The sequence below is a fragment of the Mesorhizobium monacense genome (genome assembly GCF_056781675.1).
Map to the genome: position 1 here is coordinate 6,710,193 of NZ_CM165567.1, position 23,986 is coordinate 6,734,178.

At 60.4% G+C, this 23,986-nt stretch carries 17 protein-coding genes; 3 read left to right on the forward strand and 14 right to left on the reverse strand.

Annotated features, from left to right (window positions below; all coding sequences use genetic code 11):
- Nucleotides 1-112: 112 nt before the first annotated feature.
- The 7 genes from AC1RUK_RS32140 to AC1RUK_RS32170 form a co-directional block, all read right to left on the reverse strand.
- Nucleotides 113-1,294, reverse strand: coding sequence for an ABC transporter permease (locus AC1RUK_RS32140; protein WP_436169409.1), 1,182 nt, complete (start codon nucleotides 1,292-1,294; stop codon nucleotides 113-115).
- The gene (locus AC1RUK_RS32145; RefSeq protein WP_436169408.1) at nucleotides 1,291-2,289 is read right to left on the reverse strand and encodes an ABC transporter permease; all 999 of its coding nucleotides are present in this window, start codon (nucleotides 2,287-2,289) and stop codon (nucleotides 1,291-1,293) included. The genes AC1RUK_RS32140 and AC1RUK_RS32145 overlap by 4 nt, the downstream gene beginning before the upstream one ends.
- 2 nt (nucleotides 2,290-2,291) lie before the next feature.
- On the reverse strand, nucleotides 2,292-4,190 hold the full coding sequence (locus AC1RUK_RS32150) for an ABC transporter substrate-binding protein (protein WP_481837413.1): 1,899 nt from the start codon (nucleotides 4,188-4,190) through the stop codon (nucleotides 2,292-2,294).
- The gene (locus AC1RUK_RS32155) at nucleotides 4,187-6,082 is read right to left on the reverse strand and encodes an ABC transporter ATP-binding protein (RefSeq protein WP_481837412.1); all 1,896 of its coding nucleotides are present in this window, start codon (nucleotides 6,080-6,082) and stop codon (nucleotides 4,187-4,189) included. The genes AC1RUK_RS32150 and AC1RUK_RS32155 overlap by 4 nt, the downstream gene beginning before the upstream one ends.
- A 163-nt stretch (nucleotides 6,083-6,245) precedes the next feature.
- Entirely contained in the window at nucleotides 6,246-7,586 is a 1,341-nt protein-coding gene (locus AC1RUK_RS32160; RefSeq protein ID WP_481837411.1) for an adenylate/guanylate cyclase domain-containing protein, read from the reverse strand.
- 265 nt (nucleotides 7,587-7,851) lie between these two features.
- Nucleotides 7,852-9,195 (reverse strand): nucleotide sugar dehydrogenase, encoded by a 1,344-nt coding sequence (locus AC1RUK_RS32165; protein ID WP_481840165.1) that lies wholly within the window; start codon nucleotides 9,193-9,195, stop codon nucleotides 7,852-7,854.
- Nucleotides 9,196-9,309: 114 nt separating this feature from the next.
- Entirely contained in the window at nucleotides 9,310-10,470 is a 1,161-nt protein-coding gene (locus AC1RUK_RS32170; protein ID WP_481839337.1) for a DUF3095 domain-containing protein, read from the reverse strand.
- A 92-nt stretch (nucleotides 10,471-10,562) separates the two neighbouring features.
- Between AC1RUK_RS32170 and AC1RUK_RS32175 the strand changes: the two genes are divergently transcribed.
- Together AC1RUK_RS32175 and AC1RUK_RS32180 are read left to right on the forward strand one after the other, a co-directional pair.
- Complete coding sequence (locus AC1RUK_RS32175; RefSeq protein WP_481837409.1) at nucleotides 10,563-11,651, forward strand: glycosyltransferase family 4 protein; 1,089 nt, start codon at nucleotides 10,563-10,565, stop codon at nucleotides 11,649-11,651.
- Nucleotides 11,648-12,412: a polysaccharide deacetylase family protein gene (locus tag AC1RUK_RS32180; RefSeq protein ID WP_481837408.1), complete on the forward strand. Its 765-nt coding sequence runs from the start codon at nucleotides 11,648-11,650 to the stop codon at nucleotides 12,410-12,412. Before AC1RUK_RS32175 ends, AC1RUK_RS32180 begins: the two co-directional genes overlap by 4 nt.
- A 1-nt stretch (nucleotide 12,413) precedes the next feature.
- Here the strand turns inward: AC1RUK_RS32180 and AC1RUK_RS32185 are convergent, their stop codons facing one another.
- The 3 genes from AC1RUK_RS32185 to AC1RUK_RS32195 all read right to left on the reverse strand — a co-directional run bounded on the left by AC1RUK_RS32185 (nucleotide 12,414) and on the right by AC1RUK_RS32195 (nucleotide 16,794).
- The gene (locus AC1RUK_RS32185; RefSeq protein ID WP_436169401.1) at nucleotides 12,414-13,268 is read right to left on the reverse strand and encodes an MBL fold metallo-hydrolase; all 855 of its coding nucleotides are present in this window, start codon (nucleotides 13,266-13,268) and stop codon (nucleotides 12,414-12,416) included.
- A gap of 134 nt (nucleotides 13,269-13,402) precedes the next feature.
- Nucleotides 13,403-13,852 carry a cyclic nucleotide-binding domain-containing protein gene (locus tag AC1RUK_RS32190; protein WP_436169400.1) on the reverse strand — a complete coding sequence of 150 codons (450 nt, stop codon included), beginning with the start codon at nucleotides 13,850-13,852 and terminating at the stop codon, nucleotides 13,403-13,405.
- 227 nt (nucleotides 13,853-14,079) lie between these two features.
- Complete coding sequence (locus AC1RUK_RS32195; protein ID WP_481837407.1) at nucleotides 14,080-16,794, reverse strand: ABC transporter transmembrane domain-containing protein; 2,715 nt, start codon at nucleotides 16,792-16,794, stop codon at nucleotides 14,080-14,082.
- Between the two features lie 359 nt (nucleotides 16,795-17,153).
- Between AC1RUK_RS32195 and AC1RUK_RS32200 the strand changes: the two genes are divergently transcribed.
- Nucleotides 17,154-17,825: a class I SAM-dependent methyltransferase gene (locus AC1RUK_RS32200; protein ID WP_481839336.1), complete on the forward strand. Its 672-nt coding sequence runs from the start codon at nucleotides 17,154-17,156 to the stop codon at nucleotides 17,823-17,825.
- 193 nt (nucleotides 17,826-18,018) lie between these two features.
- Here the strand turns inward: AC1RUK_RS32200 and AC1RUK_RS32205 are convergent, their stop codons facing one another.
- From AC1RUK_RS32205 to AC1RUK_RS32220, 4 genes are all read right to left on the reverse strand, one after another.
- A complete protein-coding gene (locus tag AC1RUK_RS32205) occupies nucleotides 18,019-19,215 on the reverse strand; it encodes a glycosyltransferase family protein (protein WP_481837406.1) in 1,197 nt (398 codons plus the stop codon).
- The gene (locus AC1RUK_RS32210) at nucleotides 19,212-20,456 is read right to left on the reverse strand and encodes a glycosyltransferase (protein ID WP_481837405.1); all 1,245 of its coding nucleotides are present in this window, start codon (nucleotides 20,454-20,456) and stop codon (nucleotides 19,212-19,214) included. Before AC1RUK_RS32210 ends, AC1RUK_RS32205 begins: the two co-directional genes overlap by 4 nt.
- A 1-nt stretch (nucleotide 20,457) precedes the next feature.
- The gene (locus tag AC1RUK_RS32215; RefSeq protein WP_436169395.1) at nucleotides 20,458-21,672 is read right to left on the reverse strand and encodes a glycosyltransferase family protein; all 1,215 of its coding nucleotides are present in this window, start codon (nucleotides 21,670-21,672) and stop codon (nucleotides 20,458-20,460) included.
- A 363-nt stretch (nucleotides 21,673-22,035) separates the two neighbouring features.
- Nucleotides 22,036-23,778, reverse strand: a complete 1,743-nt coding sequence (locus AC1RUK_RS32220) for an adenylate/guanylate cyclase domain-containing protein (protein WP_481840166.1) — start codon at nucleotides 23,776-23,778, stop codon at nucleotides 22,036-22,038.
- Nucleotides 23,779-23,986 lie beyond the last annotated feature (208 nt).

Below are 23,986 nucleotides of genomic sequence, written 5' to 3' on the forward strand. Positions count from 1 at the left end.
GCGTCTCGGCACATATAGAGGCGAACGATGAACTCTGCAATAACCGAACAGGCTGCCGACAAGGATCATACTGGGTGGAGTCGGCGGCCCGGCGCGCGGCGGAATTGCGATCTCACTTGTAGGGATCTGCGGCGTCCCGCAAGCCGTCGCCGAGGAAGTTGAACGCCATGATGACGAGAATGACGGGGAGCATCGGCAAAAGCAGCCATGGATAGAACGCGATCACGCTGACGCTGCGCGCCTCGGTAAGCAGGATGCCCCAGCTGGTTATCGGCGCCCTCAGGCCGAGCCCGAGGAAGCTCAGAGCCGTCTCGCCCAGGATCATGCCGGGTATGGAGATCGTCGCCGTCGCGATCAGATGCGACATGAAGCCGGGAATGAGGTGCCGCCCGATGATGCGGCTGCTCCTGGCGCCCATCAATTGCGCGGCCAGAACGTAATCCTCCTCGCGCAAGGCCAGAAGCTTCGAACGCACGGCCCGCGCCAGTCCGGTCCAGTCGAGTAGCCCGAGGATGACGGTGATGCCGAAATAGATCAGGATCGGACTCCAGGTTATCGGCATGATCGCCGCCAGAGCCAGCCATAGCGGAATGCTGGGGATCGATTGCAGAACTTCGATTATCCGTTGAACGATCAGGTCGAAGATGCCGCCGTGATAACCGGCCAGTCCGCCGATGACGATACCGAGCAGGAAGCTGAAACTGATGCCGACGAGGCCGATTGTCAGTGAAATGCGTGCGCCATAGATGATACGCGAGAGCACATCGCGCCCCAGCCTGTCAGTGCCGGCCAGAAAGAGCTGGCCGTTCTCGGCAGGGCAGACAAAATGCCTGTCACCTTCGATCAGGCCCCAGAACCGGTAACTGTCGCCCTTGCAGAAGAAACGGAGCCGCTGAACATCATCCTGTTTCTCGATGTAGTTCCGCTTGAGCGTGTCCATATCCAGCGTCATCTGGCGGCCATAGACGAACGGCCCGACGAGCTGGCCGTTGTGGAACAGATGCACCCGCTGCGGCGGCGAATAGATGTAGTCCATGTTGCGCGTGTGCAGATTGTAGGGCGCCAGGAACTCGCAGATCAGTATCCCGAAATAAAGCGCTGCCAGGAATATGCCGGATACAACGGCAAGCCGGTGCATCCGGAATTTCCACCACATCAGCCGCAACTGCGACGCCTGAAAGACCTTCGACTGCTCCGGCGTCATCGTCTCGACCGACTGCAGGTCAATGGGCGCGATGGAAACGTAGTGTTGCAGCGGAGCACCCGGGGCGGGCAGCGGCGAATGCTTGTTCATTTGGTGCTACCGCCCTGCAAACGAATTCGTGGATCAAGCAGCGCCAGCGCCAGGTCGGAAATCAGGACACCAATGACCGTCAGGAAGGCGAGAAACATCAGGAACGACCCTGCCAGATACATGTCCTGGCTTTGCAGCGCCTTGATCAGCATCGGCCCGGTCGTTTCCAAAGATAGCACGATCGCCGTGATTTCGGCGCCGGAGATGATGGCCGGCAGGATAGAGCCGATGTCGGAAATGAAGAAATTGAGCGCCATGCGCAGCGGATATTTGACCAGCGCCCTGAAGGGATGAAGGCCCTTGGCGCGCGCGGTCACGACATACTGCTTGTGTAGCTCATCGAGCAGATTGGCGCGCAGCCGCCGGATCATGCTTGCCGTGCCCCCGGTGCCGATGATCAAGACCGGGATCCAGAGATGGGCGAGGATGGACTTCGCCTTGGCCCAACTCATCGGCTCGCCGAGATATTGCTGGTCCATGAGATGGCCGATGGACGTGCCGAACCAGATGTTGGCGAAATACATCAGGATCAGCGCCAGCATGAAGTTCGGAATGGCAAGGCCGAGAAGGCCGAGGAAAGTCAGCCCGTAGTCGCCCCAGCTATATTGACGCGTTGCGGAGTACATGCCGATCGGAAAGGCGATGAGCCAGGTGAAGATGATCGTGACGAAGGAAACCAGCACGGTCAGCCACATTCGATCCCCGACGACGTCGCGAACCGGCAACTCATATTCGAAGGAATAACCGAAATCGCCATGCAGCATCCCGCCGACCCAGTAGAAGTAGCGAATGATCGGCGGCTTGTCGAAACCATATTCCTTGCGCATCATCTCGATGCGATCGGAATCCACGCCTTCGCCCTGAGCCCGAAGCTCGGCAACATAGCTGTCGAAATAGTCGCCTGGGGGAAGTTCGATGATGGTGAACACCAGCGCCGATATGACCAGCAGCGTTGGAACCATCACGGTGATGCGCCAGACAATATATCGAAGCACGCTCAGGAGTCTCCAAGCCAGAATGTATCCGGCATGTAGACACCGAAATAGGCAGTCGGGTCGTAGCCGTAGAGCGCCTTGTCAGGCAGATTGCGCAGCCGCGAGGACGCCAGAACCGGCTGATGCGTTCCGTTCACCGTGCCGATCGAAAACACCTGATCGGTGTAGATCGACAGCATCGAATTCCAGATTTCGGCGCGCTCCGTGGCTTCGGTCGATGCGTTCCAGCGCTTGAGTAACGCCATCAACTCGACCACAGGCGGAAGATCGGGCGCCTCACCCATCTTGCCATGAGACAAGTAGTGAGCACCCCAGAGCGGCCATTGCAGCTGGTCGTCGATGGTGGGGGCCAGCTGGCTCGGGTTCATGTCGGCGGTCGGCACGCCATTGTCGATGCCCGACCACATCGACATCATGATCTGGCCGCCAAGCGCGCGGCTGCGGAAGATATCGCGCTGCGAAGTCCGGATGAACAGGGCGATGCCGATCTTGCGCCAGTGATCGGTGATGAGTTCGAGCGCGTCGGTTTCCAGCGTGCTTTCGCCGGCCGTTTCCACGATGATCTGCGCCGGGCGTCCATCGGGAAGTATCCGCAGGCCGTCATCGTCACGCGTCTGAAGCCCGACCTCGTCGAGCAGGGCATTGGCCTGGTCGGGATCATGGGCGACCCAGGCTTTCGCGAATTCCGGCCGGTAGAGCGGGCTCTCCGGCAGGACCGTATCGGCACTTTCCTGCGCCAATCCGTAGAACACGGCCATATTGATCTCGCGCCTGTCCACAGCGAGCGAAAGTGCGCGGCGCACGCGCACGTCACGCAAAAGGCCACGCCACACCTGGTCGGCACAGTTCAGATTGGGCAGCAGCGCCAGCCGCGAACCCTGTGTGCGTTTCCAGAGATGCATCTTCACCGGGTAGCGCTTCTCCGCATCCTTCAGGAAGGAGTAGTCGCTGAAGTCAATTCCCATGCATTGCAGGTCGCTCTCGCCCGCACCGGTCTTGGCGGGAATGATCGCCGACGAGCTGACATTCATGACAATCCGGTCAACATAGGGCAGTTGCCGGCCATTCTCGTCTATTCGATGAAAGAACGGGTTGCGTTCGAAGACGAACTGCTCAGCCGGCGGCTTGGTCCGGTTCTGCCAGGGATCGAGCGTCGGCAGAAACGGGTTCTCCGGGCGATACTGCCGCGACATGCGGATATGCAGGAGCGTCCATTTCTTGACCCGGTTCTCCTTCATTAGGCCGGAGAGCCGGAATGGATCCTGGTATTTCTTGTGGAACTGCTTGAGATAGGCGGCCGGCAGAACAAGCGATAGCGGCGAAGCAGCAGCGAGTTTGGGCAGGAAGTCGGGATTGGGCGCATCCCAGCTATAGCGGACCGTCAACGGATCGACGATCTCGAAGCGTGGCGGCCTGTCGTCCGCCAGCAGGGCCGGGGCGAGCCCGCCTTGCGAAAGCTCATCGTTCAGCCAGACATCTTCCCAGCAGTAGCGAAAATCCTCCGGAGTCAGCAGGCTGCCGTCAGACCATTTATGCCCTTCCCGTATCTTGAACGTGAAGACGCGATCATCCGCTACGTCGAAACTTTCGAGAATGTCGGGTTGCATGTTAAGCTTTTCGCTATAGCCGACCAGGCGAGAATACCCGTAGATCGTCATCATCCGGATATCTTTCTGGCTGCCGATGATCGTACGCAGCGTGCCGCCATACTGGCCGGGCTGCCGGCCCATCGCAGCGAGATTCAACACGCGCGGGCTCTTGGGCAGGCGTTCGGCGAGTGCCGGCAGAGCCCTGGCCTTCAGCTGCGGCTGAAGAAATTCCGGCTCCAGATCGCCGGCGCGCAACGTGCCCGGCAGAAATGCCGAAGCCATGAGGCCAAGGACGGTGCGCCGGCTGATCAATGGCGTAGCTCGCTGACATCGGCCGAACGTCGGGCCAGCACGAGGTGGCCGCCGCCAAGATCGAGCGGCGACAGCATATCCTCGTCGCCCTCGTCGCGGAATTGCGGTCCCCATGCGCTGGTGTCGGAAGCGCCGCTGAGCTTCAGCGTCTTGAAATCCATCGGCCTGTCGAGATCGGGGAAAGGTACTGCGGCGACGAGTGAGCGCGTGTAGGGGTGGATCGGTTTCCTAAGCAGAATTTCGCGCGGCGCAAGCTCGACGATACGCCCGCCGCACATCACCGCGATGCGGTCTGCCATGTAGTCCACCACCGCCAGGTTGTGGGATATGAACAGATAGGTTAGGCCCAGTTCCTTCTGCAGGTCCTTCAGAAGGTTCAGGATCTGCGCCTGGACAGAGACATCGAGCGCCGAAACCGGCTCGTCGCAGATCAGGAGTTCAGGCCCCAGCGCCAACGCGCGCGCGATGCCGATACGCTGACGCTGCCCGCCGGAGAAACTGTGCGGATAACGCTTGATGAAGCGCGGATCGAGCCCGATTGCCTGCATCAGGCTCTTGACCGTGGCGAGTCGGGACGCGGCATTGCCACGTTGATGGATTTCCAGCGGCTCGCTCAAGATGTTCTCCACCGTCATGCGAGGTGAGAGCGACGAAACCGGATCCTGGAAGACCATCTGGATTTTCGCGCGCAGCATGCGAAGGGCGCCTCCCTCGGCTTCCAAGACGTCGATCGGTCCATCGCGGCCGTTGAAGATCACAGAGCCGCCGCTAGGGGTGACAGCCCGCATGAGGATCTTGCTGACGGTGGTTTTACCGCAGCCGCTTTCGCCGACCAGACCCAGGCACTCACCCCGCCTGATATCGAAGCTGACGCCGTCGACGGCGCGAACAGAGGTTTGATGATCCCCGCCGAACCATCCGGACTTGCGGATGGTGAAGGTTTTTTTCAGATCTCTGACCGACAGCAGGATGTCGTCCGGCCCCTTCGATGCCGGCGCCGTCTGCTTGCCGAGCAGGTTCCCGACATTCACCGGCACCTCGCGGAGCGCCTTTAGCCTTTCGCCAGGCTTCAGGTCGAAATGCGGAACGGCTGCCATCAGGCCCTTCAGGTAGGGGTGACCTGGCCGGCGGAATATCGCCTCGACGGGTCCCGCTTCCATGATCTCGCCATGGTAGATGACCACCACCTCGTCGGCGACATTGGCGACCACGCCGAGGTCGTGCGTGATCAGCAGCATCGCCATGTTCAGCTTGGTCTGAAGCTCGCGCAGCAATTGCAGGATTTGCGCCTGGATGGTGACGTCCAACGCCGTCGTCGGCTCGTCGGCGATCAACAGGGCGGGCCGGCAGATAAGCGCCATGGCGATCATGGCGCGTTGACGCAATCCTCCCGAAAGTTCAAAGGGATACATGTCATAGGCGCGCTTGGGATTGGGAAAGCCGACAAGGCCGAGCATTTCCTCGGTCCGCGCCTTGCGCTCCGCCCGAGCCATGGGCGTATGAATCTGCAGGGATTCACTGACCTGGTTGCCGATCGTGTGCAGCGGCGACAGCGATGTCATCGGCTCCTGAAAGATCTTGCCGATGCGGCTGCCTCTCAACGCCCGGATTTGGGGTCCGTCACGCGGCATCTGCAGGATATCCTGCGTCGTGCCGGGCTTTTCAGGATCGGAAAACAGGATACGGCCGCGAACGTGGGCTGTCTTCGGCAAAATGCCCATCACTGCCTGGCTGATAACCGATTTTCCGGAACCGGACTCGCCCACAAGCGCAGTAACCTTGCCGGGCAGGACGCGAAGATTTGCACGCCTGACGGCATGCAACGGTCCCCCGATGATGGCAAAAGAGATGCCAACATCCTCGATCCGCAGCAGATCAACGCCCGAATTCATTCTCACACCAGCCCACTCTGGCCGCCTGCCGGGCGGCAGGCCCAGAAAGCGAGACTAGCGCATTGCCAGCCTAGAGCAACTTGGATTCGAAACGGTCACCAGTTCCCTGGCGGAACCGGCAACCGGACTGCATACCAAAGGTGTTCGGATCAGATCGGGGCGGTTACTGGAGCTTCCTCGGGTCGCCCGCCGACAGCCGCGCGGCATCGCGATGAAGCAACATGACCTGCTCGGCGTCCGATATTCGGTCGTGAATCGGCTCCAGCGCACCGTCTTCATCGAGTGCGAGGGCACCCGACAGATCGGGTGAAAGCACCGTCAGCTTCTGCTTGATGCCCGCCAGTTCCTCGTTGCCGAGCGTCAGCCAGCTGTTGGCGCCGCAATAGCTGGCAAAGTCCTTGCTGGCGAGAACGCTGTGCGGATATTTCTTGGTCAGGGTCTGGAGGCGCTGGACCTCGTTTACAGCCGAGCCGAAGGCAGAGAATGTGAGCCGGTCGGTAAGCCCGACATTGCCGAACATCACATTGCCGACATGCAGGCCGATACCAAATTTTATGTCGCCCAACCCCTGCTCCTTCCTGCGCAGATTGAGGTCCATCATGCGCGCGCTGGCCTTGTGCGCTGCCGCAAGAGCGGCCTGGCAGGCGATCTCGGACTGCGAGCGGTGCCTTTCGCAAGGGTAGACGGCAATGAAGCCATCACCTATGAAACTCATGATCTGCCCGCCTGTGCGATTGAAAGGGGCGGCAACGGCGTCGAAAAACTGGTTCAGCGTGTCGATGTAGATTTCGCGGCCGGAGGTTTCGGCAAGCCTTGACGACCCGCGCATATCGCCCATGACCAGTGCGGCCCGGATTGTATCACCCTCGCCGCGCTTGATCTGACCGTTCAGCACGCGCCTGCCGGCGTCGCCGCCGAGATAAGTGGTCATCATGTTGTCGGCGAGCTTGGTGAGCACTGCCATCTTGGTTGCGATAGCGAGATGGTTCTGGATGCGCAGCAGCGCCGAAATCATGCTGTCGCTGAAGCCTGCAGAACTGTCGGTGGACCAAGACCCCATCATACCCTGACTGGTGTTGCCGCTGAAGGGATGGACGAAAGCCATGTAATCGGTGACGCCCATAAGCCTGAGTTCATCGAAAACAGGAAACTCTGACCGCACCGACGAGTCGAACCGGCGCCGCAGATGGTCGAGCTTGTTGCTGAGCAGATGGTAGTATGGGCTGGTCAGGAATCTGTCAGACTGCACGCCGCCCTCATTGCGGAAGCCTTCCATTTCCATGCCCTGGCCGCGAAGCCAGGTGAAGCCAAGCGCGTCATAAAGCGGATGAAGCATCGAAAAGCTCAAATGCACCCGCTTCAGCGGCAGGCCGGCAGCAGCCAGCCGTTCACAAAAGCCTTTTATCAATGTTTCCAGGTCGTTGCCCGCCAGCGCCGATTGGGTCAGCCAATCGGCAACCTTATCCATGAGAATGGTGGAAATTTCCGCTTGCGCTGTGCTCATGCTATCTCGAAACCCGTCGAAGACGAGCCATTCTCCTTTGATCCGCCCACAACACAGTCCGCCAACGACCCAAAGATAAGCTCTCGAAGTCAATGAAGCCGGCTTCGGCGGCAAAAGCCGGCGAAGAATTTCCTGAATGACTGTCCTTGCAGGCAAGGAGCAGGCGTAACTGCATCTATTTCCTGGGGCATTATGTGGCGAGGCTGCCGGCGGAGTGCAACCACGATCCTGACATCGGGCAAAAAATTCGCCGGCTCAGACGCCGTCAGGCCTTCACCACCGTCTCTCTGGCTAGCCCGAGGCGGCCAAAAACATTGCGTGTGTCGACGATCAGAAGAGCGTGATCAGCGATCGCCTGATAGTCGATCGCGTCGTGGTCGGTTGCAACGACGACAGCATCGAAATCCTTCAAGGCCGCTTCGGTCAATTCGACCGAGCGACGCCCCTTGATCGCCATATGCTCCCGTGTGGTCGGGATCTCGGTAACATGCGGATCGTGGAATTCCGCTTTGCCGCCCCGTTCCTCGATGAGTTCAATGAGCCGCAATGAAGGGCTTTCGCGGATGTCGGGCACATTCTTCTTATAGGCGAGCCCGATGATGAGAATGCGCGAGCGGCTGAGCGCCTTGCCGCAGCGCCGGTCCAGCGCCTTCGCCAATTCGTCGACCACATGACGGGGCATGGCCGTGTTGATCTCTGCCGCCAGCTCGATGAAGCGGGTCGGCAGTTCGTATTCGCGCGCCTTCCACGTCAGGTAGAAGGGATCGATCGGAACGCAGTGCCCGCCAAGTCCGGGGCCAGGATAGAAAGGCATGTAACCGAAGGGCTTGCTCTTTGCCGCCTCGATCACCTCCCAGATGTCGATGCCCATCGCACCGAGCACGACCTTCAACTCGTTGACCAGGGCTATGTTGACCGAGCGGAAGATGTTTTCCGTCAGCTTGACCGCCTCGGCGGTCGCCGTGGTGGAAACCGGAACGACGGTCTTGACCACGCCCTGGTAGAAAGCCTGCACGAGCGTTGCCGCTTCAATGCCGTCGCCTGCCACGACCTTGGGGATCGTCGCGACTTCAAAGCTGCGGTTGCCGGGATCCTCGCGTTCGGGCGAGAAGCCGAGGAAGAAGTCTATCTTCGAGTGCAAGCCGGTTTCTTCCAGTATGGGCTTGATCACGTCGTCGGTGGTGCCGGGATAGGTGGTCAATTCCAGCACGATCAGCTGGCCGAGACGCAGATGCTTCGCGATGGTGCCTGCCGTGTTCCTGACAAAAGAGAGGTCCGGCTCACGGTTTTTCGTCAGCGGTGTTGGAACGCAGATGATGATGACATCGCAGACGGCCAGTTCAGCAAAATCCGCAGTGGCGCGGAACCGTCCGCTCGCCACCTGGCCGGCAAGGGCTGTCGACGTCACCGCCTCAATGTAGGATTGGCCGTTGTTCAGGTTCTCGACCTTCTGGGCTTCGATGTCAAAGCCGGAAACCGGGAAGCCGGCGCGTGCGATCGCAACCGCCAGCGGCAACCCGACATAGCCCAGTCCGATCACGCCGACTTGCGCGGCGCGCGTCGAAATCCGGTTCAGAAGACCGTCATATGTCGATCGTGAGGCGTCCAAAAATCTGCTTCCCGTCAATTCGGACAGGCTGTCCGCTCCCATGGCAAGGCTCACCATGGTCCCAAGAACCATGGCCGAGGCATATTGCGGAAAATCGATTTCCGCAAGCCGTCGTCAGACCGGCACCTTCGCCTTCAGGCTTGCGGCAGCCAACGCATAGCCGCCGGCCGCGCCATCGATGAAATGAACGTGATCGCGCTGCAACGGCGAGGCGACGAGGCATGTCATCAAGGCCGATTTCTGGCGGTGCAGGCCATAGTTGCAGATGCCCGCCTCTTCCGCCTGTTTCAGCCGGTTCTCGATCCGTTGCAACACATCCGCGTCAACGTCGATGGTCATCTTCAAGCCGTCGTCGAACTTCCGGAAATCCGAATTGCTGGCTACGTCGCGTTTGTAGATCTTCGGATCGAAACTGCCGATCGTCCAGCCATATCTATCGGTAACAGCCGTAAGCGTCATCAGGAACACTATCCACAGCTTCGACAGCCACCGCCATCCTGCCGGCGCCATGGCCCGCGCCTCGATATCGAGGCCGGCGGGCAGAAAACTGTAGCCCGGCCCGTTCACCGGCACCGGGTGGCCATCGCGTTCCTGCCTGCCGGCAAGGGCGATGATGTCGGAAGCCAGAAACTGAAAACCGCGCAAGTCGCGCGAAGCCCCCGGTATGGCTATGATCGAGACGATTTCGCCATGCCGGGCTTCGATCGGGTTCCAGCGGCAGGAGAGGCCGGTCAGATCCGGCCGCGCGCCGACCGGGGCAGGATCGATGCGGTAGCGCCCCGCTTTCATCTCGGCTTCCGCCCAACTGCCGCCACCGCCGGCGAACATGGCATAGAAGACCGCTTCGGAGGCCTGGAACCTCGCCACGCGAACGTCGAGGCCTTGCGCTCTTACATCCTTTATCGGCACGATTGCGGCACGCAAGGTCAGGTCGAGTTCGTCCGCCACCCATCTCTGGACAGCCGCCAGCGCGTTGCGGGTGATCTCCAGCGCCGAGCCGGGAAACGCCACGAGCGCGCCGTCGCCGCCGAAGACAAAGGGAAGATCTTGCCGACCCAGCGCATTGAGCAGCGCCGAAATGACGCTGGCGCCGGCCATATTGACGGTTTTATAGCGCCCAGCCTCGATCGCCTTGGTCGAGCCGACGATGTCGGCGGTGGCCAGCGCCCAGCCATCGGGGAGAGGCCGATAGTTATCGATATCGGCAACGCTTTCGAACTTTGCGAAGACCGGCAAAGAAGCGACAAACGGGTCGGACGCGGCAGCTGTTTCCATGAGCATCAGATAGCACATTCCACTGCTTGAAGGTGAAGTCGATCATGCTTCGAAATTGACTTGCGCAGGCTTTCCGATAATAGGGTCCGGCGATGCGAATTGCCTTTTACGCGCCGTTGAAGTCGCCCAATCATCTGGTTGCCTCCGGCGACCGCCAGATGGCACGGGCGCTGGTCAAGGCGCTGGAGCATGGAGGACATAGCGTCGAACTGGCATCCGAAGTGCGCTTCTATCTACGCGAACCGGAGTCGAATAGTTTCGATGCGCTCAAGATTGAGGCCCGAGAGGAAGCCGCGCGGCTGACCAAGCTTTGGGATCGTGACGGCAAGCCCGATCTCTGGTTCGCCTATCATCCCTATTACAAGGCGCCCGACCTGATCGGACCCGAGCTGGCGTCGGCCTTTGCTGTCCCCTATGTGACGGCGGAAGCCTCCTATTCGAGGCGGCGCAACGTCGGTTTGTGGGCCGATACGCAAGCGTTGGTGGCGCGAGCCATCGGACAGGCAGCGCTGAACATCTGCTTCACGCGAAGGGATCGTCAGGGACTGACAGACGCGATTCCCGACGCCGCTTTCGGTATGCTTCCGCCCTTCATCGACACATCGGTATTCCAGGAATTGCCGGCACGGGGTTGTCCGACGCGCCTCGTTACCGTCGCCATGATGCGCCCGGGCGACAAAGTCGAAAGCTATCGCATGCTGGCGCAAGCGCTCCGTCGGATCGGCCACCTGCCCTGGACCATGTCGGTCGTCGGCGACGGGCCGGCCCGTGACGAGGTCAAAGCGCAATTCGCCGGCTTGCCCGCCGACCGTATCGAATGGCTTGGCGCGATTGAGCCAGCCGCCGTGCCGGATGTCCTCTACGGTGGGGGAATTTACGTCTGGCCGGGTTACGGCGAGGCCTATGGCGTTGCCTATCTTGAAGCACAGGCCGCCGGCCTTCCGGTGGTGGCTCAGGACATCGCCGGCGTGCCGGAGGTCGTGCGGGATGGCCAGACCGGGTTTCTCACCCCGCCGGGCGATGTGGCAGCGTTCGCTTCTGCCATTGAAAGGCTTCTGGCCCATAACGACGAAAGAACCATAATGGCCGCGCAAGCCAGACGTTTCATCCTCGAAGAACGTTCCCTCGGTACTGCAGCGGTGCGTCTGGCCGAACTTATTTCGAAGATCCCGGCTTCATGACATCCGATCAGATCTGGCAGCCCTTGGTGGAAGAACTGGCGTGCCGGCAACGGGCGAACCGTAGGGCAGAGTTCTGGCTGCGCGACGACGACGCCGTGGATCCGACGCCTGCGCTTGATCGGCTGCTCGACCTCACCGATGAATTCGCGGTTCCGGTCACTCTGGCCGTCATTCCGGCCCTGACTGATGAGAAGCTTGTCGGCCGGCTTGAAGAGGCGCCGCATGCCACGGTCGCCATCCATGGCTGGGCGCACCGAAATCATGCGCCCGAGGACCAGAAAAAGCAGGAGCTCGGCGCGCATCGGCCACGCGAGGCGGTGCTCGATGATCTGGCTCGCGGGCTGTCGCACGTAACCGGCCTGCACGGCGCACGTGCCGTTCCGATGCTGGTGCCGCCCTGGAACAGGATCGACGCCGGCTTGGTTACCGACCTTGGATCGATAGGATTTGCGGCATTGTCGGTCTATGGGCCGCCGAAGCCGGCTTCACTGGCGGTCATCAACAGCAATGTCGACATCATGGATTGGCATGGCACGCGCGGCTGTCGCGATCATGGCCTATTGGTTCAGGCTATCATCGCGCAATTGCAGCATGCATTCGACGGCGGCGAACCGGTCGGCCTGCTCACCCACCATCTCGTACATGATGAATCGGCCTGGCTTTTCCTCGAACGGCTGTTCACAGTCACCGCACAGACTGAAGCCTGCGCATGGCTTCCGATCAGGACATTGATCGGGCGCAGCGCCGGTAGGGGAAAATAGCTCAGCGCTTTTTGCGCAATGAGACTGGAAATTTGAGCGTCTGGCCATCCCGCGCGGCAAAAGCGCCGGCAAACCTGTCTTTGGCCAGTTTCTCGATCTCGTCCAGTTCCTCGTCGGTGCGTGCCGGATCGTGGTGAAACAGCGCAAGCCCCCGCGCACCGGCCGCCTCACAGAGCTTGACGCCTTGTTGCCATGTCGAGTGCCCGTTACCGCGGCGGCGTTCCATTTCCTCCTCGGTGTAGGCGCAATCGTAAATGACGAGGTCGGCATCTTCGATCAGGCCGAGCACCGCCTGATCGAGTTTGTCCGGCTCGTGCTCAGTGTCTGTGATCACCGCCACGACGCGGCCGCCCCATTCGACCCGGTAGCCTATGCAGCCGCCCGGATGGATAAGACTGCCGGTTCGGACCACCACCCCTTCGCGCGGCCGAAGCACGTCTCCGGATACGAAATCGCGACAGTCGAGGCTTGCCTTGCAGATCTCCAGTCTCACCGGAAACCACGGCGGCCGCATGAACTCATCGACCATCTGCCGGGTCGTCATGCGTCCTGCAAGATGCCCGGACCAAAGCGTAACCTTGACGCTCCGTTCATAGATCGGCGCAAAAGACGGCAGCCCGATGATGTGATCGTAATGGCAATGGGTGAAAAGCAGGTCGAAATCGGTCACGCCCGACGCCCGAAGCGCCCTGCCGGCAGGCCGTAGGCCAGAGCCCGCGTCGAACAGAAGCGTATGCTTACCGCATCGCATCTCAATGCAGATTGTGTTGCCGCCATAGCGAGAGAATTCTGGCCCCGATACCGAAATGCTGCCGCGCACGCCCCAAAACCTGACCAGGAAAACGTCGTCGTCCATGCTAACCCTTCGCAGTCCCCGTCGCCCATCGTAGCCAAACAACTGCTGCTAGGCGAGACAGGTTTCTCCGGGTGATCTTCTCAGCAAGAGGCCAGTGCCGTCACGACGGCGAGGATTGAGCGCAAGGTCATTCGTTATTTGGCGCTTCGTGCGTCGATCAGATCCGCGGTCGTATGGCTTAGGCGATCGGCAAGAACCCGCAATATCTCGATGGTCATTTCCGGAAACTCCTTCATAAGCCTCAGGAAATGGTCCTTGCGGATTCTCAAGGCTTCCAGCGGAATTGCCGCTCTGACGGTGGCAGTGCGGGAGCTGTTGCACAATATGGCGATCTCGCCAACAATCGAATTTGGCACCAGTTCGGCAACTTTTATCGGTCCGCTGTCGGAATCGACCAGAATATCCGCCCTGCCTGAAAGGATGACATAGGCGGCGTCTCCCTCGTCGCCCTGACGGAAAAGGATCTGGCCGGCGCTGTAGCTCACACGATCGGATGTGAACGCAAGCAGCTTGAGCTTTGTCGGCTCGATGCCAGAGAACAAGGGAACGCGTTGCAGCATTCCAACTTCATCCTTGAGCAGCATTGTCGCAAACCTTCCCAAAATTCGCGTTTGCCAGACTAGGGCAACGGACGCCCAGATGGAATCAATTCTGTTTCCGGGATGGCGAGACGAACCACGCGAAAGGTGGCGAACCCGATGTCGTGCGATCGGGCGATGCCGCCTGACAAAATGGGCGTCCGCCGGCCGGAAACCCGAAGAGCCGAGTGAATTTGCGGCAAATCCTTGATCCCATCTGAATGTCCGTTGCTCTAAGACAGCAGTTCCTTGAAGATACCGTTCCCTGCCAAAAGTGTCTCGTGTGTTCCGTCTTCCACCAATTGACCCGAGTCGAAGACGATAACGCGATCGAACATCACCCCCATTGCCGGATTCGTCACGACCCACACAATTGCCGGCGAATGGCCGTCGCGCCTGGCTTCCTCGAGCACGTTTCGCAGCACCTTGTCCTGCATGCGCTGGTCGAGCGCCGACAGCGGCCGGTTGAGAATGAGAAAATCGGGACGCTTGAGCAGGGCTCGGGCAACATCGAGCTTCTGTCGCTGTCCACCGGTCAGCCGCCTGCCGCTGGCGCCGACGTTGAAGTCCAGGCCGACATCCAGAAGCTCGGCATAAAGCCCCAGTTCGTCAAGAATGTCATAGACGATGGAGCGTATGCGGTCCGGAGCGTCGGGATGGTTGTTGCCCACACGCCCGAACAGGACATTGTCCATGACGGTGGCCGCGGCAATGTATTTGGCAGGATCATACCGTTCGATCGCATTTTGCAGCTCGGGCGGCAGGTTTTCATAGAACCGGTTGCGTGCATCGACGATCTTGCTCATCAGCTCGTCGCTCAGCAGGCCGAAGCGGTGCCGGGGCTCGATATAGGCAAAGCTCAAGGTGACGATCATGGCGCGGTCGTTCTCAGAAACCGCCTCGTGGGGACGGCTCTTGAGCCGTTGCAGCAAGGTTTCGTAGGCGGGTATCTCCTCGGCGCTCATGAAGGCGAGCTGCTGGAAGAACTGGTGATCGGGCGGCAGGTCGGCAAACAGCTCGATCGCCTGTTCGGCGATCTCCAAGCCCATTTCGTAGAGCGTGCGGTCGAGGCCGGCTTGCCTCAGCACAGAAGCAAAATAGGGATTGGCCGCCAGAGCCTTGTCGGCCAGTTGGGGGCCGGCGGCAGCGCCGAAGAGCAGGTTTTGACCGATCGTTGCTTCCTTGTTGTAGGCGCCCGGTTCGAAAGGAACCACCAGCCCGCTCAGTCCTTCGTGTTCCAGCCGGGTTCGCAGCGCCGCACGCAGTTCGACGATCCGCCTGGCGAGCTCCGTGTGACGCGTGAGGTCGGCCGAAGAGCGCAAGCCAAGATCCAGAATGTCGCGCGACAGAACAACCGCGTCGAGCACCCGGCGCACGGCTTCAAAGAGGTCGTGCGGGCCGGTAGCGCCGACGGAAGCATAGTTGATCCAGTCGCTATGGATATCAAGATCCGGATTGCCAGACCGGCGCGCCTCGTCGATGTTCCAGCGGTGCTGGTCTGCAGCGGCACCGTCATAAGACACCGATGTCAGCGGCGCATGCTTCAACCCGTAGAGCAGGTTATCGCGGATGCTTGCCTGGAACAGGAAAACATCCGACGAGGCATAGGACATGCGCCGGCCGGTCACTGCTTCGGGGAGTTCAAGCAGATCATCGGCGCCCGAAGCGACCCTTCCGCTGTCCGGCCAGTTCAGCCGCGCGAAGGCTTCTGCAAGCGCCTCCGCTCCACCTGTTGCGGTACTGACCAGCGCCACCGTCTCACCTGGCTGGACCTGGAGGGAGATACGGTCGAGGAGAATTGCACCGCCATCGTCTGCTATGGACAGACTGATCGCCGACAGGGGGTTGGTCATCGGATCGGGATCGTCGATCGTCAATGCCCCGATTCTCGGCGCCATGAGTCCCTCGACTGTGAACTGTTCAACGACCTGCTGATATTTGACCTGGACATCCTGCCGCGCCTGATCCCAGTCGATCAGTTCCTTCATCGGTCCAGGCAGATCCTTGTAAGCGCCAATCACGGCCACGAGCTGGCCGACGTCCAGCCGCCCCTGGATGACCAGGTACCCGCCGATCATGTAGAACAGAAAGGGCGTGAGCTGCGCCAGAAAATTGTTGAGGAACTTCACCATGAATTTCCATTGGTAAAGATCGAAGCGGATCTTAAAGATGAGCCCGAGCCGGGCAGCTATGTCGGCGCGCTCGTAGTTTGATGTATCGTGGACGTGAACCGCGCTGATGCCGTCGACGATTTCGCCAACCCGGCCCGAAAGCGCGCGCGCCGTCAATTGCCGTTCGCGCCCGAGCACGATCAGCCGCCGCCGCATTCGCGGGATGAGCACGATCTGGATCACCACGATCACGACTGCTATCATTCCGAGCCAGACGTTCTGGACCATGATGAAAAGCATGGCCGTCAGCGCCTGACCGCCGAGCAGCACCGGCTGCAGGAAGGCATCGCCGATGAAGCCGCCGAGCGGCTCCACCTCGTCCTTCACCATGGTCGCCACTTCGGCGGATTTCACCCGCTTGAAGTAAATCGGCGGAAACCGCAGCACACGATCGACCAGCTCGAAGCGGATACGCCGCAGCATGCGTTCGCCGAGGCGGCCCTTGTAGGTGTTGATGTAGAGTTTGAACAGGCCGTTGATGACGACTAGCAACAGAAACACAATGCTCAGGGCAAGCAGCGTCTCCTTGCGGTCGAGTTGAAAACCGGAGAAGAACTGGACCTCTCCAATGAACGGCAGGTTATAGTGTAGCCTCATGAATGGCTGGGTCGCGCCCGGTTGCTCGAAGCCCCTACCTTGGATCGGGCCGTTGACGATCAGCTTCGGCAGGTCGAAGGACATGAAATACGGGATCATCGAAAGCAGGACGATCATCAATATCCAGATCTGCTGCTTCTTGGTGTGCGTCCAGATATAGCGGGCTAGGCTGGGTTCCATATGCGACTGTGGACCCTTCAGTTGGAAGGATGCAGGATGTAAAAGCACCTGCTGGCGAATGGCGTATCGGCAATTTCTACGTCGCCAACGACAAGCTCGAAGCTGCAGTGCACGGAGATTGTCCTGCGCTCAAACACTTCGCGGCTTCCGTAGGGTTTTGGCGAAGAGCCGAGCACGAAGCCGCAGCTGCGCGGCTGGTGCTGGCGGATGGACGCCGATGGTCCGGACAGATGCAAGCGGCTCTCTCCGGCACCGGGCAATGGCGAAGCGGCTTGCAGCATAATCACGTCCGCGGATCAAACAGCCTTGCGGGAGGCAAGATTGCGTCGCCCGAAATCCCAACATACAAGACGAATATGATGGATGTCACGCAACCACGCAATGCCGACATGGACTGGCACGAGCAAGCCTTGGACCTCACGCGGGGAATTGCTGCCTATGTCAAATGCCCTCTCGTGGCAGGGTTGGCGCGCGTCATCGCCAAGCATCCGAAGGCCGATATCGCCAACGCCTTCAACCACAAGCAGGTCGCCTGCAAGATGTGGGCGCTCGACAGGCTGTTCGAAAGCTGCGGCGGCCAGTTCGGTCGCATATGGGTTCTGGGTGGATGGTACGGCGTATTGCCGGCAATGCTTTTCAACGACGCCCGCTTCGACATCGCGGCGATCGATAGCATCGACATCGATCCCGAAGTCGCGCCGGTCGCCCGGACCCTCAACCGGGAAGCCGGCGACCGGTTCCGGGCGCTGACGGCAGATATGTACGCACTCGACTATGCGGCCGGGCGGCCCGACCTGATGGTCAATACGAGCTGCGAACACATAGCCGATCTGCGCGCCTGGCTTGCTCTGCTTCCGCGGGGCACGAATGTGCTGCTGCAATCGAACGATTATTTCAGCGAGCCGACGCACATCAACTGCGTGGCTTCACTTGCAGCCTTTGAAGCAATGGCGGCGCTAGGGGAAGTGCGGTTCTCCGGCGAACTGCCGACAAAAAATTATACGCGCTTCATGCTGATTGGAACTGTCTAATGCATTTCGCCCAAAAGTGCGTAGCGGTTTTGGGACAACGAAAAACAAGGACTTGAAGCGCGTCGCACGAATCTCACCAGACGCGACGCGCGTTGGAGCAATTCCAGGAAAAGTCGTAGCGGTTTTCCGTCCGGAATTGCGTCAAAACAAAGGGATAGAGCGGTTCGGCGTTTCCGTGAAACGATGACCCGTTCTAGGATCTATCGCCTGTTTGATCATGAACTTTTCCGAAACCGGGCTCCAGTTTTAGGGACCATGTTCGATACCGCTCGCGCAGGATTTGCGCCGAGCGACGCGCGCCTTCCAGATCGAGGCGACGCGCGGATGGCGTCGGTCCCACAAGCGCCTGTTCGATCGCTTGCGCCAAACCCTCAGGCGTTAGATCCTTTTCCATCAGCACCGTTGCAAGACCGAGCTCTTCGAGCATCAGGGCGCGAAACGTCTGTTCGGTTTCCCCGCCGGCTGCAAATGGAACGAGCAGGGAGCGACAACCCGCGCGCAGGACATCGCAGACCGTGTTGTAACCCGCCTGCGAGACTGACAGGCGGGCGCCGGTCAGCAGGCTGGCGAAATCCTCGCGGAACCGGAAGATGGACAGGCCCGGCGTGGCATCGCGTGCGATCGCGTCAAACTCGTCTTTCGGCAGGTTTGGGCCGGTGATCAAACACCATTTCCAAGCGTTGTTGGCATTCCGCGCCGCTGCGATGGTGGAGCTGACGAGGCTCTTTCCGGCAGCCCCGCCGCCAACCGACACCAGAACGTCGAAGCGCTCGGAGGCCGCGGGCGATGGCGGCGCGGCAACGAGCCCTGTGTAGGTGACCTCGGCGCTGATCGCCCCAGCCAGTGGAAATGTCTTGTCGATAGTTACGAAAGCCGGATCGCCGTGGACCATAACAAGGTCGAAATGCCTGTTGATGAGATCGACCGTTTCCTCGTTTCGGCTCGGCTTGACGCGCTCCTGAAGGATATCGCGGACGGACGTCGCCAGCAGCGGTCTGGGCGACGTCGCGTCGATGGCCTCGATCAGCGGCAAGAGTTCGAAACGCATCTGGCGGCGTCCAAATGGAAACGCTTCGACAATGACGATATCAGGGCTGCAATCCCGGAATGCCTGCAGCAGCATCTCTGAACGCGATTTCTTGAAATCATCGTCGATGAGTTTGCCCTGCAGGTCGACAAGTCCGGAAAATCCTTTATCACCGGAGGTGACAGGTGGCAGGGTTACAGATTTTACACCCAGTCCCGGAAACCCCGCGATCGGCGCTCCGCCGGTCACGACGGTTACGTCAAACCCGTCATCGACCAAAGCCGCCGCAATGCGGCTGGCGCGCGCGAGATGGCCGATACCGAGCAGGTGCTGGACATAGAAGAAAGCGCGCAGCCGCTTCATTCGGCGGCCCGCCACTCCCGCTCGAACAGTTCCTTGAGCTGTCCAATGCTTACCATATGATCGAAATTGCAGCGCACGCGCCGCTCTGCGGCGTCGCCGAGGCGGGCGCGCAGCACGGGATCACGGATCAGGCGCTCCAGCGCCTGTGCCAGGGCAATTGGGTTTTCCGTCGGAACCAGCAGCCCGGTTTCATCCGACGATAAAAGCTCCGGCACGCCGGAAATATCGGTCGACACGCAGGCAAGCCTCTGGCTAGCCGCCTCCACCAGAACATTCGGCAGACCGTCCCGGTCGCCATTTGCGGTGATCCTGCAGGCCAGGGCGAAGATGTCGGCGCAGCGGTAGTGCTCAAGCACCTCCTCCTGCGCAAGCGCGCCTTTCCAAGAGACGCGACCATCCAGGCCGAGCTTTTGCGCCAGCGCCTTGAACCGTTCCAGTTCCTCGCCGCCGCCGATATGCTCGAAACGCCACGCCAAATCACCAGGCAAGAGGGCAAGGGCCTCCAGCAAGGTATCGTAACCTTTCTTTTCAACGGCGCGCCCGACACTCAGAACGATAACCGGTTCGTCCGGCGCCGAGCCGTCATGCTGTTTTCGCGCCTCGCCGAAACTGCCGAAGCGATCAAGGTCGAGCCCATGATAGCTCAGATGCACAGACGAGTTGCCGTTAGCGAGTTTTTTCAGACGGTCGAAGCCGGTTTTCGTGCAAGTGACCGTCCAGCGCGCCGAGGAAAGCTTGCCAGCCAGATCCCAGTCCGCCGAAGTCCAGATGTCCTTGGCATGGGCCGAGCAGCTCCAGGGAAGGCCACGAAGCTGGCTGGCATAGCGCGTCACCGAAGCCGGTGTGTGCGCGAAATGTGCATGCAGCCAGCCCGCGTCTTCCGGCCATTCGGCCGCCAGCACGAGCGCTTGCCCGAAGCGGCGCGCGCGATTGCGCGTAAAGTCGCGGGGGATATCAGCAGCCAGCGATCCGAGCGCGCGCCAGAAGCCCGGCCGCAGCAGATAAGCAAACAGCGAGCGAACCACGCGCAGCGGCTCTTCATGCAGATATTCCGGCAGATAATGGACGGGCGCTTTGATCTCGTCATGAACGGGGTGGCGTTTTGCGTCGGTCGGCCGCCTGAGCGCGACGAGTACCAGATCGAACCCCGCACGCTCCAGACCAAGCAGTTCCTGCGCGATGAAGGTTTCCGACAGCCGCGGATAGCCCTTCAGAACCACGACGATCTTGCGATGTTGCAACTCAGTTCATGCCTTCAATGACCGAAAGGTGATGGCCGGCCCGCCGCTCGAGCAGTTCCGCGACGATTTCGGAAATATGAGGCAGCCCTTCCAGCGTCAGATGCGGATTGCTCTGCGATGGGCGGGGCCGGTCCGGCAGCCCCTGCAGTGCATCGGCAAACCGCTGGGAATCCTCGGCTTCTTCCGGCAAAAGCATCTCGATGAGGCCGAGTTCGGCTGCGCGCCGTGCTCGGATCAGCTGTTCCTCGCGGGGCTTGACGCGCGGCACGATCAGCGCCGGCTTGTCGAATGACAGTATCTCGCAATAGGTGTTGTAGCCGCCCATAGCCACTACCGCCTTGGCGCCGGCAATCAGCTCTTCCATGCGGTTGTCGAACTCGATGATCTTGATATAGGGGATCTTGGACCCCTTCTTGAGCAGCTTGTTGCGCTTGCGCGCCGGCATGTAGGGCCCAAGCACGATCAGCGCCCTATGCTGCAACTGCGGATCCTGCTGATAGGCATCGATGACGTCGTGGATCAGTTCGGCGCCGTCACCGCCGCCACCGGTGGTAACGAGGAGATAGTCGCCCTCGGGCCGGTGGCCGGGCAACTCGTTCTTCTGCAGGCTCCGTTGCAGGAAACCGACGAACTTCATCTTTGCCCTGACAGCCGGCGGCACATCCAGGCCGGTCAACGGATCGTAGAAATCCGGCGGACCATAGGCCCAGACCTTGTCGTAGAACAGGCCTATCTTGCGCATCACATCCCTGCTTGCCCACTCTGCTTCGAGCAGATGCGGCGCGTCCATCACCTCGCGCAGGCCAAGCACGAGCGTGGTGCCCCGCGTCTTGAGGTAGGACAGCGTGTCCTCGATCTCACCGCGCAGGCCGAGCGGTTCCTTGTCGACGATGAAGATATCCGGCCGGAAAGTCTCGGCTGTGTGGCGGATGATCGACTGGCGCATCCTTAGCGTCTCATGCAGATCGATATCCTTTTCCAGCGAGGTGTATTCGCCGTTGCGCAACTTGATGACGCTGGGGATCTTCACGAAGTCGACACGGGCGCGGTAGTCGAAGGCGCCAGCGATAGGCGCACCCGAAATGATAAGCACCTGAAGTCCGCGGAAATCCTCGACCAGCGAATGCGCGATCGTCCGGCAGCGCTGCAAGTGGCCAAGCCCGAACGTGTCGTGGCTGTACATGAGAATTCGAGCGTTTTGTACGTGCTGGGTCATTGTTGAACGTCTCTTAAAATTCTCGCCTTGAGGACCGTGGGCCGCAGGATTCGAAACCATCCTCGCGGGTCGACCGACCTGTTTTGGAACATGAGGGCGCAATTTTCAATTTATATTACCCAAGAGGGTCCATATGCTGAAACCAGGAAGCTGCGCCTGCTCAGCGGCCCGCTTGCCACGTGTTCCAGAAGAACCTGTATCATTTCACCGGTATTGATCCTCGCCGATGCAGATCCGTTTGCTTAGCCAGCTTGCAGAGCCCCTGTCGATCGACCGGCCCCCCATTGGCCGGCAGTGCGGTTGCCGATTTGATCGTTCGAACCGCTCGAAGATCATTTGGACCGTCGCATGAGACCAGCGAACCTATGCCTGGAACTGAGCGGATTCGGCAGTTTTTAGCCCATCAACCAAATGCTGAAGGTCCGCTTCATTCGCGTAGTGCAGGGTGGCGACCAACGCGTCGATCGTGAACTCCGAATCGAACTTGCTTATTTTAGCGTAGTGCGCGGCCGCAGCTGTCCGATCACCCAGCCAGCCATAGGCGGCCGCAACAAAGGCATGCTGGCTGGCATCCATCTTCGACAGATGCATGAAGGCCTCGACGGCTTCAGAGTATTCCCGGGCTGCAAAGTACGCTTTCCCGAGATGGCTCCAGAAGCGCTCCGGGTGGTGAGGGTTCAGCCGCATGGCCTTGCGAATCCAGTCGGCCCCTTCCTTGGGGTGGCCGAGCCAAGTCAGAAGCTCGCCCTGCTGGACCACCACGAGATCGTAGTTCGGATTGAGCGCGAGAGCGCGTTCCTGGTGGTGGCGGGCCTTGGTCAGGTCGTTGCGGCTGATGTTGATTGCCGCCAGGATTCGTTGGACATCCGCGTCGTTGGCGTCCAGCGCCTGTGCCGACTCCACCTCGCGGACAATCTCGTCGAAGGTCGCGTCCTTGTCGGCACACCAGCCGTAGCCCCAGGCTTGCCCCAGGATGCAGCCCTTCCAGGCGTGGGCATGCGCGTAGTCGGGGTCGAGCTCTACTGCCCGCGTTATCAGTTTCAGCGCCTCCTCGTTCTCGGCGCGATTGCCGCGATGGTGGCGGACCTTGGCCGCCAGCACACATTCATAAGCCGCCATGCTGGCCGGCGTCTTGCGCGCGACCAGGTCCTGCTGCGCGGCCTCGAGGCGGCCGGGCAGCGTGGCCACGATTGCCGCAGTCAGCTCATCCTGGATGGCGAACACGTCGTCCAGCTTGCGATCGTATCGCTCGGCCCAAATATGTGTGTCACTTGCCGTGTCAATCAGCTGGGCGGTGACCCTGAGTTGCCCGCCCGATTTGCGGACGCTGCCTTCCACCAGATATTGCGCGCCCAGCTTCTGGGCGATTTCGCGTAGATTCACCGACTGCCCCTTGTAGACGAAGGTGGAGTTGCGCGAGATCACGAAGAGCTCATGCCGGCGCGAAAGTTCCGTGATGATGTCCTCGGTCAGGCCATCGACGAAAAATTCCTGTTCGGGATCGCCGCTCATATTGGCGAAGGGCAGGACGGCGATCGAGGGCTTGATGACGCCACGTCGGGCGGCGGCGTTGCCCGCTGCCGAAGCAGCCTCGTCGAGTAACGCACGCCAGACCCGCACCGGCCGTGAAATGTTCTTCAGCGACTTCTCGCCCAGATCCTCGAACTTGACTTCAATGCGATCGCAGACCTGTTCGTAAACGGCTTGGGTGACGCATACCCCGCCGACATCAGCGAGCTGCTCGAGTCTCGCCGCAACGTTTACGCCGTCGCCGTAGATGTCGCCTTCATCGAAGATGATATCACCTAGGTTGATGCCAATGCGAAACTGGATACGACGGTCCTCCGGCACGTCGGTGTTGCGGCGGCGCATGCAAATCTGCATCTCTGCAGCGCAGCGTACGGCGTCCGCCACGCTTTGGAACTCGACCAGCATGCCATCGCCTGTGGTCTTGATAATTCGGCCCTGATTCTTGGCGATTGCCGGATCGATGAGCTCGATCCGGTGGGTTCTTAGCCGGGCGAGCGTGCCCTGCTCGTCGGCTTCCATGAGCCGAGAATATCCTGCCATGTCGGCTGCAAGCACTGCAGCGAGCCTGTGTTCCATACTTCAGCCTCAAAAAGACACGCAACTTTAACATGGAGTCGCTGGAATCAAAGGCTCAGCACTGACAGCGGCCACGGTCTCATGAGCGGCGATGGCGACCGCAGCAACATTCGGTAGTCGCCGCTGCCTTGGGGCTTTGGTCCCGAGATAAAATCTACGCCAAAACCGTGCTAGGATAGCCGCCGCGCGGCGCGACATGTCGTGCTTC

Coding starts and splice junctions, on each gene's coding strand:
- AC1RUK_RS32140 (WP_436169409.1), bottom strand. CDS start 1,294: ATGAACAAGCATTCGCCGCTGCCCGCCCCGGGTGCTCCGCTGCAACAC.
- AC1RUK_RS32155 (WP_481837412.1), bottom strand. CDS start 6,082: ATGAATTCGGGCGTTGATCTGCTGCGGATCGAGGATGTTGGCATCTCT.
- AC1RUK_RS32160 (WP_481837411.1), bottom strand. CDS start 7,586: ATGAGCACAGCGCAAGCGGAAATTTCCACCATTCTCATGGATAAGGTT.
- AC1RUK_RS32170 (WP_481839337.1), bottom strand. CDS start 10,470: ATGGAAACAGCTGCCGCGTCCGACCCGTTTGTCGCTTCTTTGCCGGTC.
- AC1RUK_RS32175 (WP_481837409.1), top strand. CDS start 10,563: ATGCGAATTGCCTTTTACGCGCCGTTGAAGTCGCCCAATCATCTGGTT.
- AC1RUK_RS32180 (WP_481837408.1), top strand. CDS start 11,648: ATGACATCCGATCAGATCTGGCAGCCCTTGGTGGAAGAACTGGCGTGC.
- AC1RUK_RS32185 (WP_436169401.1), bottom strand. CDS start 13,268: ATGGACGACGACGTTTTCCTGGTCAGGTTTTGGGGCGTGCGCGGCAGC.
- AC1RUK_RS32190 (WP_436169400.1), bottom strand. CDS start 13,852: ATGCTGCTCAAGGATGAAGTTGGAATGCTGCAACGCGTTCCCTTGTTC.
- AC1RUK_RS32195 (WP_481837407.1), bottom strand. CDS start 16,794: ATGGAACCCAGCCTAGCCCGCTATATCTGGACGCACACCAAGAAGCAG.
- AC1RUK_RS32200 (WP_481839336.1), top strand. CDS start 17,154: ATGGATGTCACGCAACCACGCAATGCCGACATGGACTGGCACGAGCAA.
- AC1RUK_RS32205 (WP_481837406.1), bottom strand. CDS start 19,215: ATGAAGCGGCTGCGCGCTTTCTTCTATGTCCAGCACCTGCTCGGTATC.
- AC1RUK_RS32215 (WP_436169395.1), bottom strand. CDS start 21,672: ATGACCCAGCACGTACAAAACGCTCGAATTCTCATGTACAGCCACGAC.
- AC1RUK_RS32220 (WP_481840166.1), bottom strand. CDS start 23,778: ATGGAACACAGGCTCGCTGCAGTGCTTGCAGCCGACATGGCAGGATAT.